This window comes from Streptomyces coeruleorubidus (assembly GCF_028885415.1).
Taxonomy (GTDB): Bacteria; Actinomycetota; Actinomycetes; order Streptomycetales; family Streptomycetaceae; genus Streptomyces; species Streptomyces coeruleorubidus_A.
The window spans coordinates 6,950,245-6,963,884 of the sequence record NZ_CP118527.1 but is presented as its reverse complement, the minus strand read 5'-3'; the positions used below and the strand labels follow the sequence as shown (position 1 = coordinate 6,963,884).

The window sequence follows — 13,640 nt, the reverse complement described above, 5'->3', positions numbered from 1 at the left end:
CTCTCGCTCAGTCGTCTTCGTTGTCGCCGAAGTCGGGGCGGACGTCCCGGGCGGCCATGATCTCGTCGTTGGAGGTGCCGGCGGCGACCATCGGCCAGACCATCGCGTCCTCGTGGACGATGAAGTCGACGACGACCGGGCGGTCGTTGACGGAGTTCGCCTCCTCGATGACCTTGTCGAGGTCGGCCGGGTTCTCGCAGCGGATCGCGTAGCAGCCCATGGCCTCCGACAGCTTCACGAAGTCGGGGACGCGGGTGCCGCGTGCCTGAGGGTTCACGTCGTCCGGGCCGGAGTGCAGCACGGTGTTGGAGTACCGCTGGTTGTAGAAGAGCGTCTGCCACTGGCGGACCATCCCCAGGGCGCCGTTGTTGATGACGGCGACCTTGATCGGGATGTTGTTCAGGGCGCAGGTGGTGAGCTCCTGGTTGGTCATCTGGAAGCAGCCGTCGCCGTCGATCGCCCAGACGGCCCGCTCGGGTGCGCCCGCCTTGGCGCCCATGGCGGCCGGGACGGCGTAGCCCATGGTTCCGGCGCCGCCGGAGTTCAGCCAGGTGCCCGGCTTGTCGTACTCGATGAAGTGCGCGGCCCACATCTGGTGCTGGCCGACGCCCGCCGCGAAGATCGTGCCCTCGGGGGCGAGCTGCCCGATGCGCTCGATGACCTGCTGCGGGGAGAGCGAGCCGTCGTCGGGCTGGTCGTAGCCGAGCGGGTAGCTCTCGCGCCAGCGGTTCAGGTCGTTCCACCACATGGTGTAGTCGCCCTGGTGGCCCTCGCTGTGCTCCTTCTGCACCGCCTGGATCAGGTCGGCGATGACCTCGCGGGCGTCACCGACGATCGGCACGTCGGCGGCACGGTTCTTGCCGATCTCGGCCGGGTCGATGTCCGCGTGGACGATCTTGGCGAAGGGCGCGAAGCTGTCCAGCTTGCCGGTGACGCGGTCGTCGAAGCGGGCGCCGAGGGCGACGATCAGGTCGGCCTTCTGAAGACCGGTGACGGCGGCCACGGAGCCGTGCATGCCGGGCATGCCCAGGTGCTGCGGGTGGTTGTCGGGGAACGCGCCGAGCGCCATCAGGGTGGTGGTGACGGGCGCGCCGGTGAGCTCGGCGAGGACCTTCAGCTCGGCCGTGGCCTTGGCCTTGAGCACGCCGCCGCCGACGTACAGCACGGGCCGGCGGGCCTGTGTGATCATCTTGGCGGCCTCGCGGATCTGCTTGGCGTGCGGCTTGGTCACCGGGCGGTAGCCGGGCAGGTCCATGCTCGGCGGCCAGGAGAACGTGGTCTTCGCCTGGAGCGCGTCCTTGGCGATGTCGACCAGGACCGGGCCGGGGCGGCCGGTGGAGGCGATGTGGAAGGCCTGGGCGATGACGCGCGGGATGTCCTCGGCCTTGGTGACGAGGAAGTTGTGCTTCGTGATCGGCATGGTGATGCCGACGATGTCCGCCTCCTGGAAGGCGTCCGTGCCGATCGCCTTGGACGCCACCTGGCCGGTGATCGCGACCAGCGGCACGGAGTCCATGTGCGCGTCGGCGATCGGGGTGACCAGGTTGGTGGCGCCGGGTCCGGAGGTGGCCATGCAGACGCCGACCTTGCCGGTGGCCTGCGCGTAGCCGGTGGCGGCGTGACCGGCGCCCTGCTCGTGGCGGACCAGGACGTGGCGCACCCTGGTGGAGTCCATCAGCGGGTCGTAGGCCGGGAGGATCGCACCGCCGGGAATGCCGAATACCGTGTCGGCGCCGACCTCCTCGAGAGAGCGGATGAGGGACTGCGCGCCCGTCACCTGCTCGGGGGCGGAGTGCTGTCCTCCGGATCGGGGCCGGGGCTGCGGGTGATGGGCCCCGGTGGCCTGCTCGGTCATCGGCATTCTCTTCTCAGATGCTGAGGGTTTTTTTGCAAGGTTTGTGCGGTTTTCGGCTGCTGCACGGAAGGCGCCTGTGCAACAAAAAACCCCTCGTGCCGTAGGGCAAGCGAGGGGAGCGCGCCGGGTGGGGTCGCTGAGCGGTCGAGGCTCAGCGTCAGCCGACGCGCTTTCCAAGTACGAGAATTCGGGTGCGCATGGCACAGACCCTCCCCCCGGCACGCACTCACTGTCAAGTGGGTGGGACGGGAGTCTCATTATGTGAGCGGAGGGCCGTACCGCCTCCGATGACGGCGGACACACCCGAGCTGTACACCCGCGGGGCGCCGCCCGCGAACGCCGGTTCGGCCGGTCCGTGCGGCACCGGATAGTGGCCGGAGGCGAGCGCCCGGCGCAGCCGGTACTCGTCGAGCGGCCCGGAGAACGCCATGCCCTGCCCGTGCGTACAGCCCATCGCGCGCAGGGCGACGACCTGCTCCGGCGAATCCACCCCGTCGGCCACGGACTTCATCCCAAGGTCGCCGGCGATGCGCAGCAGCCCACTGGTGATCTTGTGCAGCCGCGCGGAGTCCACGACGCCCTCGACCAGACTGCGGTCGAGCTTCAGCACGTCGACGGGCAGCCGCCTGAGGGCCGTGATCGCCCCGTAGCCACTGCCGAACCCGTCGAGCGCGATCCGGACACCGACCCGCCTGAGGGCACCGAGCCGCCGCTCCAGCTCCTCCAGACCGGCCCTGGGGTCGACGTCGGACAGCTCGATGATCAGCGACCCGGAGGGCAGTCCGTGTCGCGTGAGCAGCGCCTCGATCGTGCCGAGCGGCATCGACCGGTCCAGCAGCCGGCGGGCGCTCATCCGGACGACGACCGGCGCGGACAGCCCGGTCGCGTGCCGCTCGGCGGCCTGCTCGACGGCCTCGTCGATCATCCACCGGCCCAGCTCGGCGGTCTTGTCGCTGTCCTCGGCCACGCTCAGGAACTCCGCCGGGGTGAACAGCACCCCCTGGGAGGAGCGCCAGCGCGCCTGTGCGGACACCGATGAGATCCGGCCGTCCTCCAGACGGACCACCGGCTGGTGCAGCAGGGCGAACTCGCCGTCGTGCAGGGCGGCCCGCAGGCGCGTGGCCAGCTCCGCCTTCCGTACGACGTCCTGCTGCATCTGCGGCTTGTACAGCTCGACGCGGCCCTTGCCGCCGGCCTTGGCGCGGTACATCGCCAGGTCGGCGTTGCGCAGCAGCTCGCCCGCGCCGAGGCCCGCTTCCGCGAAGGCCACGCCGATGGAGGCGTTGACCCGGACATCGTTGCCGTCGATGACGTACGGCTGGGACAGCGTCGTCCTGAGGCGGTCGGCGAGCTCCAGGATGTGCCGCTGCCGGGCCTCCCGGTCGCGGGTGTTGTCCCCGACGATCAGAGCCGCGAACTCGTCCCCGCCCAGCCGGGAGGCGGTGTCGCCCTGCCGGACGGAGTCCTGGAGCCGGCGGGCGGCCTGGATGAGCAGCTCGTCCCCGGCCTGGTGCCCGATGGTGTCGTTGACGGCCTTGAAGCCGTCGAGGTCGATGAAGAGCACGGCCGTGTTGCGCAGGGCAACGCCCCGGTCGGAGGCGCGACGGCCGGACAGCGCCTGCTGCACGCGCCTGGTGAACAGGGCGCGGTTGGGCAGGTCGGTCAGCGGGTCGTGCTCGGCGTTGTGCTGGAGCTGCGCCTGCAGCCGTACTCTTTCGGTCACGTCCCGGCTGTTGAGGATGAGGCCGCCGTGGTGACGGTTGACGGTCGACTCGACGTTCAGCCAGCCGCCGTCACCCGACCGGAAGCGGCACTCGATGCGTGTGGTGGGTTCCTCAACCGGGTCGGCGGCGAGGAAACGGCGCACCTCGTAGACGACGCAGCCCAGGTCCTCCGGGTGGATGAGGTTGGCCAGTTCCGTCCCCACGAGCTCCTCCGCGGGGCGGCCGTAGACACCGGCGGCGGCCGGGGAGACGTACCGGAGGATGCCGCTGGGCGCGGCGATCATGATGACGTCGCTGGAGCCCTGCACCAGGGAGCGGAAGTGGTTCTCCTTCTGCGCCAGTTCCTGGGTGAGGGTGGCGTTGTCGAGCAGCATGATGCCCTGCCGCACGACGAGCGCGAGCACCACCGTGCCGCCGGTGATCAGCACCACGCGGTCGACGCTGCGGCCGTTCAGGATGTTGTAGAGGATCCCCAGCGTGCACACGGCCGCCGCGAGATACGGCGTGAGGGCGGCGAGAGAACCGGCGATGGGCCGGGCGGCCGGGTACCGGCCGAGCTCGCCTCCGGGGAGGGGCAGGTGGTGGTGCGGTCCGCTGCGCTGCTCGGGCACGTGCTCGTGGACCACGCGCGCGTGCCCCGCCGGGCTCTGCCGGTCCGGGCCGGGCCGGTCGATGTCCGGCGTGCTGGGCGCGGCCCACGGGGCATACGCCAGGAGCAGCGAGCCGGCGAACCAGCCGGCATCGAGGAGATGGCCGGAGCGGTAGCTGTCGTGCATCAGCGGCGAGGTGAACAGGGCGTCGCACATCAGGGTCAGCGCCAGGCCGCTGATCGCGGTGTTGATCGCTGAGCGGTTCACCGCCGAGCGCCGGAAGTGCAGCGCGAACACCATGCTGATCAGCGCGATGTCGAGCAGCGGATACGCCAGCGACAGCGCCGTATGTGACACGCCCAGCCCTTCCGTCTTCGCGGTCTGGGCGAGCGCGAGGCTCCATGCCAGGGTGAGCAGCGAGCCTCCGATCAGCCAGGCGTCGAGCGCGAGGCAGACCCAGCCGGCCTTGCTCACGGGCCGCTTGGCGAGGACCAGCAGTCCCACGATGGCGGGCGGCGCGAAGCACAGGAAGAAGAGGTCGGCGTACGAGGGGCTGGGGACGGGCTGTCCGAGGACGACCTCGTACCACCCCCAGACCAGGTTGCCCAGGGCCGCCATCGCCGAGGAGAGGCCGAACAGCAACCAGGCGGGTCGAAGGCGGGTGCAGCGGTTGCGGGCGTAGAGGACGCAGGACACGGCGGCGGCGCCGGCGGCGACGCTCAGCCCGAAGTCACCCATGAGCAGGGCCATTTCGGACGATCCCCAGCCGAACGCGCAACCGACGGTGTATCCCGCGCAGACCAGGGCGAGGACGAGTCGGAGGGCCAGGCGCGGCCGAGGGCCGGGGGCCGGCGTGCGGGGCAGCAGCGCCCCGGGGGACGGAGGCTGTGCCCGCAGCGCTCCGTCGAGCGTGGGTGTGGGGGTCGGCGGCGCGCTCACCGGACCCTCCCGGTCCGTGCCGCTCCCGGGTCCCGCGGGCGCCGGTGCGTCGGCTGGGCATGCCTTCTGCGGCTGCCGGGCCTGCGGTGACGATGGCTGTGGTCGGCGTGGTGGGTGTGCCGCCCGCCGTGATCGGCGTGGTGACCGCGTCTGCTCGCGGCCGTCCGCCAGGGTCGCCGCCGGCAGCCCCGCCCCGTCGGATCGCTCGTCCATAGGCCGTGCATCGCCTGTCGCCCCCCTCACAGTCCTGAAGTGTCCGTCCCCGGCGCCGAACTGTCCCCGGCGCAGCCCCTGTCGGGACGATACACCAGTCTCGTCACTCAGGGACATAGGTTCTCTACGCTCCGTGACGATCAACAGGTACATGAGTACCCACCGCACCCGAAGGATTGCGGACGGTACCCGAAGTTCGGATCAGCCGGTTGAGGCACCCGTCGTAAGGATCACGTTGCGCAGCGGCTCCCGGTTCACATAACGGTTCAACTGGTCCGCAAGGAGCCGCTTGGCGCGCGGCAGGAACGCGGAGGTGGGTCCGCCGACGTGCGGGCTGATGAGTACCCCCGGCGCACGCCACAGGGGGTGTTCGCGCGGCAGGGGCTCGGGATCGGTGACGTCGAGGGCGGCGGTGATGCGGCCGCTCTCCAGTTCGGCGAGCAGCGCTTTGGTGTCGACGACGGGGCCGCGGGCGACGTTGACGAGGAGCGCGCCGTCCTTCATCCGGGACAGGAAGTCGGCCCCGGCCAGGCCACGGGTGGTTTCGGTGAGCGGCGTGGACAGGATGACCACGTCCGCTTCCGGGAGCAGCGCGGGGAGTTCGGTGAGCGGATGCACCGGCCCGCGCGCCGTGGTGCGCTCAGAGCGCGCGACGCGCGCCACCCGCGCCACCTCGAACGGAACGAGCCGGTCCTCGATGGCGGCGCCGATCGATCCGTATCCGACGATGAGGACGTTCTTGTCGGCGAGCGCGGGCCGGAACCCGGCGAGCCACTCCCCCCGGTCCTGCGCGCGGACGAAGTCGGGGACACCGCGCAGCGAGGCCAGGATCAGCGCCAGGGTGAGCTCTCCGGTGCTGGCCTCGTGCACCCCGCGCGCGTTGCACAGCCGCACGCCCGGACGCAGGTGCCCCAGCCCCGGCTCCACGTGGTCGATGCCGGCGGAGAGGGTCTGCACGACCTCCACGTGGCTCATCTCCGGCAGGGGACGCACGCACAGCGGGCTGGGCTTCATGTAGGGGACGGCGTAGAAGGCGCAGTCCGCCGGGTCCGCGGGGAAGTCCTCCTCGCCGTTCCAGAACCGGTAGGCGGGGCCCTCGGGGAGTCCCTCGATCTCGTCCGGCGGGATGGGCAGCCACACGTCAGCAGTCATGCTCTGGAGGCTATGTCAGGAGGGTGCGACAGCAGAGGTTAGGTTGGGGTGGCCGGAACAGGGAGGGTCACGACCAGGTGGAGCGCAGGACGATCGGCGCGGCGGCGCTCGCGGTGGGGGCCGTCGGACTCGGGTGCATGCCGATGAGCTGGGCGTACAGCGCGTCGAGGCAGCGTGGCGACGAGTCGCTCAGGGCGGTGCACCGGGCGCTTGACCTGGGTTCGTCCCTGCTGGACACGGCCGACATGTACGGCCCCTTCACCAACGAACTGCTGGTGGGGCGGGCGTTGAAGGAACGGCGGTCGGACGCGTTCGTGTCGACGAAGGTCGGTCTGCTCGTGGGCGACCAGCACATCGTCGCCAACGGCCGCCCGGGGTATGTGAAACGTGCCTGCGACGCGTCGCTGCGGCGCCTGCAGACCGACGTCATAGACCTCTACCAGCTGCACCGGGCCGACCCGGAAGTCCCCGTCGAGGAGACGTGGGGCGCGATGGCGGAGCTCGTCCAGGCGGGGAAGGTGAGGGCGTTGGGCCTGTGCGCGGTGGGCGCGCGGGCCGGCCGCCGCTCCGGGGCCCGGCTGCACGACGCGACGATCCGGCAGCTGGAACGGGTGCAGCAGGTGTTCCCCGTGAGCGCGGTGGAGGCGGAGCTGTCGGTGTGGTCGCCGGAGGCGCTGGAGACACTGCTGCCGTGGTGCGAGACGCGAGGCGTCGGCTTCCTGGCGGCGATGCCGCTCGGCAACGGCTTCCTGACCGGCAGGCTGCGGCCCGGCGCGGGCTTCGAGGCGGACGACGTCCGGGCCCGGCACCCCCGCTTCACGGCCGAGATGATGGCCGCGAACCAGCCGATCGTCGCGGGCCTGCGCCGGGTGGCCCGCCGCCACGGCGAGCACGTCACCCCCGCCCAGGTCGCCCTCGCCTGGGTCCTCGCCCAGGGCCGGCACGTGGTCCCGGTCCCCGGCACCAAGCAGGAGCGCTGGGTCACGGAGAACGCGGCGGCGGCGACGCTGCGTCTGACGCCCGAGGACCTGCGAGAGGTGGCGGAACTGCCACCCGCCCAGGGGTCGTGGGACTGATCCCGGAGGCCGGCCCGCGGTCACACGCGGCGGCCGGGGGGCCGCCGGAGGACAGGCGCCTCGGGCGACCCCCCGGCTGCCGAAAGCCGGCACTCGGCGGCGCCCCGGCTGCCCGAAGCTCGCAGTGTCGACCGGCGGCGGTCCGCGGAGGGGGCGGGCGTGCCCCGTCGCGCGGAGAAACTCGGGCAAAGCCTTGAAGATGGCGGATTGCCACCCGCACACGGGTCGTGGGACTGATCCGGAACCGGGCCACGGCCGCGCGCGGCCGACTCGGCCACCAGCGGTCTCCGGGCCACTGAAGGACTGGCATCGCGGCGACATCCTGGCTGCCGGGGGCGCGGCCCGGCTTCCCGAACCCCGCGCCGTCGGCCGACGGCAGTCCGCGGAAGGGGCGGGCGTTGCCCCGGCGCGCGGAGGGATCCGGGCAAAAGCCCTGAGGTGCCCGCGTTCGCGGGTCGGGGTTGGGTGATCGGGAACTTCGGAGGCGCGGGAGGTGTATGACAGGTAGAACCCGCCGCCGCTCGAAGGGACCATGATCGTGCAACGTCGAGCCGTGCCGGCCGTGTTGGCCGCCGCCGCGCTCCTGCTGACGGCCGGCTGCTCCTCCGACGGCGGAGGATCGACCGGCACGGACGGGAGCGCTTCCCCGAGCCGTACGGCACCGGGGTCGTCCCCACCGGCGGGGCAGGCCGCCGAGGAGACACCGCCCGCCAAGGGCTCGGTGAAGGTGGTGCGTACCGTCGCCGAGGGCCTGGACTCCCCCTGGGGCCTCGCCCCGCTGCCCGGCGGCGGCCTGCTCGTCTCCTCCCGGGACGACGGGACGATCGTCCGGGTCGACGACAAGACCGGGAAGAAGACCGAGCTCGGCGAGGTGCCGGGCGTATCGGCCGCCGGCGAGGGCGGCCTGCTCGGCATCGTCCTGTCCCCCGACTACGCCTCGGACCACATGGTCTACGCGTACTTCACCTCGGCCTCCGACAACCGCATCGTCCGCATGCTGTACGACGAGAAGAAGCCCTCCGGCGAGCAGCTCGGCGCTCCCGACACGGTCTTCAGGGGCATCCCCAAGGGCTTCGTCCACAACGGCGGCCGGATCGAGTTCGGCCCGGACCAGATGCTGTACGTCGGCACGGGCGAGAGCGGTGACACGGGCCTGTCCCAGGACAAGGAGTCCGTGGGCGGCAAGATCCTGCGCCTGACACCGGAGGGCGAACCGGCGCCGGGCAACCCCTTCCCCGATTCCCCCGTGTACTCGTACGGCCACCGCAATGTGCAGGGCCTCGCCTGGGACGGCAAGCAGCGCCTGTTCGCCTCGGAGTTCGGCCAGGACACCTGGGACGAGCTCAACGCGATCAAGCCGGGCGACAACTACGGCTGGCCGGAGGCCGAGGGCAGGTCCGACGACTCCGGGTTCCACAACCCGATCGACCAGTGGACCACGGCCGAGGCCTCGCCCAGCGGCATCGCCTACGCCGAGGGGTCGATCTGGATGGCCGGCCTGCGCGGCAAGCGGCTGTGGCGCATCCCGCTGAACGGCACGGAGGCCTCCGCAGAACCGCAGGCGTTCCTGGAGGGCGAGTACGGCCGGCTGCGCACGGTGGTCCCGGCGGGCGGCGACCGGCTGTGGCTCGTGACCAGCAACACGGACGGCCGGGGCAATCCGGAGGACCGGGACGACCGGATCCTGGAACTGCGGGTGACGTAGCCCGGGCTCAGTCCTCGGGATCCTCGGGGTCTTCGGCGTCCGGCTCCTGCGGCGGGCGTACGACGACCTTCCCGGACGACAGGTCTATCGGCCCGCGTCCCGGATCGCCGTCCCCGACGTCCTCGCGGGTCAGTTCCAGGCGGTTCTGCTCGTCGCGGGTGTGCTTGCGGCCGGGTGAGAACAGTTCCTCGAACACGTTGAACACGAAGCCTCCCTGGGCCGCGACTCCCCCGACGTCCTTTACAGCGTATGCCTCAGCCCGCCGACCGGAAGGTGAGGGATTCGGCCGGGAACAGCCCCAGCCGGTGCGCCACCGCCGCCGCCTCGCCGCGTCCGGAGACGCCGAGCTTCGCCAGGATGTTGGAGACGTGGACGCTCGCGGTCTTCGGGGAGATGAACAGCTCCTCGGCTATCCGGCGGTTGGTGTGTCCGGCCGCGACCAGGCGCAGCACGTCCCGTTCCCGGCTGGTGAGACCGAGGGCCTCGGCGGGGTCCGCGGGGGCGGGGGCCGGTTCCGCGGCGGGCGTGAGCGGCAGGCGCGCGCGCCGGGCGAGCGCGGTGACGGCGTCGGCGAGCGGCCGGGCCCCGAGATGGCGGGCGACGGCATGGGTGAGGCGCAGCAGTTCCGTGGCGCGGTCGCGCTCGCCGGCCTCGCCGCCGCCCGTCAGCAGTGACTCGGCCAAGCGGTACCGGACGCGGGCGAGGTCGTAAGGGCGCTGAAGGGGTTCGAAGGCGGTGACCACCTCCGACCAGGTGCCCGGGGTGCTCCGGCTTTCGGCGCGGTGGAGTTCGGCGCGGACCCACTTCTCGTGGGCGAGCCAGACGGGGGCGTTCGTGGTGAGGCACTTGACGGCTGCGAAGATGCTCGCCAGGACCTCCGCACGGCCGTCCCAGGCGGTCGGCAGCGCGCGGGCGTCGGCCTCGGCCGTGGCGGCTTCGAGCAGCAGCGGCCAGGCATAGCGCTGGGTGCCGGGCGGGAAACCGGACTCCAGGGTGCGGGCCAGTTCGGCTCGGGCGTCGGGGAGGCGGCCCTCGGCGACGGCGACGGCGATGGTGAGGCAGGAGACCGGGAGGTCGTGCTGCGGCATGGGGTCGTGCGGGCCGTAGGAGGCGCGGCCCTCGGCGAGATGGCGAGCCGCCTCGGTCACCCGGCCGCGGGCGAGCGCGAGGAACGCCAGGCTGTTGGCGCCGGACCCGTACGGCGCGGCCGTCTGCCCGCGCCGCTGGGCGTTGACGGCCGCCTCGGCCGCCTCGTCCCAGCGGCCCAGGGAGATGAGCGACTCGGCGAGGTTGCCCCAGACCCAGCCCTCGGCCTCCCGCAGGCCCATCCTGCCGGTGAGGCGCAGGCCCTCGTGCAGGACGTCCACGGACTCCTCGGAGCGCCCGATGCCCTCCAGGGCGGAGGGCAGGTTCACATGGCTGCGGCCCACGACCACCGCGAGCCCCCGGGCCTCGACCTCGTCCTTGACCTGGTACATGTGGGCCAGCCCGGCCTCGATCTGCCCGGCGTCGATCATGAGTGCGCCGAGGGTGAGCCGGGCGTTGGACTCGATGTCGTCGGCGCCCACCATGCGCGCGTACTCCACCGCTCGCTCGGCGGCCGTCAGGGCCTCCGGGCCCGGCTGGCGGAGCATCGACCAGTGGGCGACCGTGGCGAGCACCTCGGCGTGCACCTCGGACGGCGGCAGGCCGCGGACCAGGTCCTGCGCGGTGGCGATCTCCTTCCAGCCGTCGCCGCGGGCGAGCCGCTGCACCAGCCGGGAGCGCTGGATCCAGAACCAGGCGGCGCGCAGGGGGTCGTCCTCCTCGTCCAGGAGGCGCAGCGCCCTCTTGGTGATCTTCAGGGCGCTCTCGCGCTCCCCGCAGAGCCGTCCGGCGACGGCCGCCTCGGCCAGCAGGTCGAGGTGGCGCAGCGCGCTGGTCTCCGGGTCGCCGCCGCAGGGCGGGTAGACCTCGGCGTAGTCGACGGGGCGCAGGGTCCGGCGTACGGCTTCGGGGGCGGAGTCCCACAGTTCCATCGCCCGCTCCAGCAGCCGCAGTTGCTCAGCGTAGGCGTGGCGGCGGCGGGCCTCGACGGAGGCGTCGAGGACGGCGGGCAGGGCCTTGGCCGCGTCGTGGGCGTGGTACCAGTAGCTGGCCAGGCGGGTCGCGCGCTGGTCGGCGGGGACGAGGGTCGGGTCGGCCTCCAGGGCTTCGGCGTAGCGGCGGTTGAGACGGGAGCGCTCGCCCGGGAGCAGGTCGTCGCTGACGGCCTCGCGGACCAGGGAGTGGCGGAAGCGGTAGCCGTCGCCGCCGGGCGCGGGGGTGAGGATGCTGGCGTTCACCGCGGCCCGCAACGCCTCGATGAGGTCGTCCTCGGCGAGCCGGGCGGCGGCGGCCAGCAGCCGGTACTCGACGGTGGAGCCGCCCTCGGCGACGATCCGGGCGACCTGCTGGGCGGTCTCCGGCAGTCCTTCCACCCGGACGAGCAGCAGGTCGCGCAGGGAGTCGGGCAGGCCCGTGCGGCAGCCCTCGTGGGCGGCGGCGAGTTCCTCGACGAAGAAGGCGTTGCCGTCGGAGCGTTCGAAAATCGCGTCGATCTGGTCCGGGTCGGGGTCCTGGGCGAGGATGCCGGCGACCTGGCGGCACACCTCGTCGCGGTTGAAGCGGGCGAGTTCGAGGCGGCGGATCGTGCGGAGCCGGTCGAGTTCGGCGAGCAGGGGCCTGAGCGGGTGGCGGCGGTGGATGTCGTCGGCGCGGTAGGTGGCGAGGACGACGAGGCGGCCGGTGCGCAGGGTTCGGAAGAGGTAGGAGAGCAGGTGCCGGGTGGAGGCGTCGGCCCAGTGCAGGTCCTCCAGGGCGAGGACGACGGTGTGTTCGGCGGTGACGCGCTCCAGCAGGCGTGCGGTGAGTTCGAAGAGGCGGGCCATGCCGTCCTCGTCGTGCCGCCCGGTACCCGACTCGCCCAGCTCGGGCAGCAGCCGGGCCAGTTCCTCCTCCTGTCCGGCGGCCGCGGCGGCCAGCTCGCCGGGGAGTGCGGAGCGCAGGGCGCGCAGTGCGGTGGAGAAAGCCGCGAAGGGAAGTCCGTCGGCGCCGATCTCGACGCAGCCGCCCAGTGCGACCACCGCGCCCCGGTGACGGGCGGCGGCGGCGAACTCCTCCACCAGGCGGGTCTTGCCGACTCCGGCCTCCCCGCCGATGAGCAGTGCCTGCGGCTCTCCCTCGCGGGAGCGTGCGAGTGCGTCGAGAAGCGTGCCCAACTCCTCGGCACGGCCGACGAACACGGGGCTGACGGACCTGGTCTCCACGGTCCCGAGCATCGCATGCGCGTCCGGCAGCACGGCACCGGATTTGCCGCGGCGGGCCACGGGACCGGCGCCCGCTTCCGCACGCACGGCCACCACACCGGCAGCCGCTTCCGTACGGACGCTCACGGCCCGGGCCGGCCCCGCCCCCGTGTTCACGCGGCCCGGGCGGACCGGGGCCTGCGGAAGCGGCGGCTATGGCTCTCGTGCTCGGCGGAGCCCTCGGCGGATTCGCGACGGGCGGCGCGGCGGGCCCGGGCGGCCTCGCGGACCTGGCGCTCGTGGTCGGCGCGGCGCATGAGGTCGGCGGCGCGCAGCTGCTGGAACTCGTACTCGTACATGGCGTGTCCTTCGGGAGAGGTCGGGTGCTTGGGCTTCGCTTTCTGCGATGCCTCCACCTTCGTCTCCCAGGCGGGGCTGCCACATCGGGAGAGTTCCGCATCTTCGTGGGCGGTCGGGGCCTTAGACACGGCTGAGGGGTCTTAGGGCCTCCGTAAGGTGCTCACGGATGCCCTAAGACCCCTCAGGACCTGCGGTGACTCAGCCGGCCGACGGCAGGCCGAGCAGGATGCCGGTGTACTTGAGGACGGCCAGGAACAGGCCGATCACGCCGAGCGCGGCACCCGCCCAGGCGACCGACTTGATCCAGGGGGCCTGGATCCTGCCGGGGGTGCCGAACGCCGGCCGGGCCAGCACGAAGACGCCGACGACCAGCGCCGTCAGCGCGAACAGGCCGCCCCACAGGGCGGTGGTCTGCCAGGCGTCGCCGTAGACCGCCTGGATCTGCTTGGCCACGTCCGCGTTCTGCGCGGTCTTCAGCTGACCGATGAGGTTCTGCCGTGCGGCAGCCACCGTGCCGAGCCAGCTGCCGGTGAGCGAGACGACGCCCAGCGCGGCGGAGACCACGGCGGCAGCGCCCTGGCCGACGCCGGAGGGGCCCTCCTCCTTGGTCTCGGCGGTCTCGGCCGGGACCTCGGTCCGGGTCACCTCGTCGGACTTGGTGGTGTCCACCGCCTTCTCGTCGGTCGTGGCCTCGGTGGCCTCGGTCTCATCCACTGCGTTCGTTGCCATGTCTCGCACCGTAGGGTCGCTGTCTGAGAAG

At 72.4% G+C, this 13,640-nt stretch carries 9 protein-coding genes; 2 read left to right on the top strand and 7 right to left on the bottom strand.

What is annotated here, in order from left to right; all coding sequences use genetic code 11:
* Nucleotides 1-7 precede the first annotated feature (7 nt).
* From PV963_RS32500 to PV963_RS32490, 3 genes are all read right to left on the bottom strand, one after another.
* Complete coding sequence (locus PV963_RS32500) at nucleotides 8-1,855, bottom strand: acetolactate synthase large subunit (protein ID WP_274819883.1); 1,848 nt, start codon at nucleotides 1,853-1,855, stop codon at nucleotides 8-10.
* Between the two features lie 232 nt (nucleotides 1,856-2,087).
* Nucleotides 2,088-5,108, bottom strand: coding sequence for a putative bifunctional diguanylate cyclase/phosphodiesterase (locus PV963_RS32495; protein ID WP_274819882.1), 3,021 nt, complete (start codon nucleotides 5,106-5,108; stop codon nucleotides 2,088-2,090).
* A 414-nt stretch (nucleotides 5,109-5,522) separates the two neighbouring features.
* Nucleotides 5,523-6,473 (bottom strand): 2-hydroxyacid dehydrogenase, encoded by a 951-nt coding sequence (locus PV963_RS32490; RefSeq protein ID WP_274819881.1) that lies wholly within the window; start codon nucleotides 6,471-6,473, stop codon nucleotides 5,523-5,525.
* A 77-nt stretch (nucleotides 6,474-6,550) separates the two neighbouring features.
* On the opposite strand from PV963_RS32490, the gene PV963_RS32485 reads away from it, so the two are divergent.
* Nucleotides 6,551-7,549 (top strand): aldo/keto reductase, encoded by a 999-nt coding sequence (locus PV963_RS32485; RefSeq protein ID WP_274819880.1) that lies wholly within the window; start codon nucleotides 6,551-6,553, stop codon nucleotides 7,547-7,549.
* Nucleotides 7,550-8,081: 532 nt separating this feature from the next.
* Nucleotides 8,082-9,254, top strand: a complete 1,173-nt coding sequence (locus PV963_RS32480; protein WP_274819879.1) for a PQQ-dependent sugar dehydrogenase — start codon at nucleotides 8,082-8,084, stop codon at nucleotides 9,252-9,254.
* 7 nt (nucleotides 9,255-9,261) lie between these two features.
* On the opposite strand, the gene PV963_RS32475 is transcribed toward PV963_RS32480, so the two are convergent.
* The 4 genes from PV963_RS32475 to PV963_RS32460 all read right to left on the bottom strand — a co-directional run bounded on the left by PV963_RS32475 (nucleotide 9,262) and on the right by PV963_RS32460 (nucleotide 13,609).
* Nucleotides 9,262-9,459, bottom strand: a complete 198-nt coding sequence (locus PV963_RS32475; protein ID WP_274819878.1) for a DUF6191 domain-containing protein — start codon at nucleotides 9,457-9,459, stop codon at nucleotides 9,262-9,264.
* 49 nt (nucleotides 9,460-9,508) lie between these two features.
* The gene (locus PV963_RS32470) at nucleotides 9,509-12,553 is read right to left on the bottom strand and encodes a helix-turn-helix transcriptional regulator (protein ID WP_274822181.1); all 3,045 of its coding nucleotides are present in this window, start codon (nucleotides 12,551-12,553) and stop codon (nucleotides 9,509-9,511) included.
* 140 nt (nucleotides 12,554-12,693) lie between these two features.
* Nucleotides 12,694-12,879: a hypothetical protein gene (locus tag PV963_RS32465; protein WP_274819877.1), complete on the bottom strand. Its 186-nt coding sequence runs from the start codon at nucleotides 12,877-12,879 to the stop codon at nucleotides 12,694-12,696.
* Between the two features lie 199 nt (nucleotides 12,880-13,078).
* Nucleotides 13,079-13,609, bottom strand: coding sequence for a hypothetical protein (locus PV963_RS32460; RefSeq protein ID WP_274819875.1), 531 nt, complete (start codon nucleotides 13,607-13,609; stop codon nucleotides 13,079-13,081).
* Between the last annotated feature and the right edge of the window lie 31 nt (nucleotides 13,610-13,640).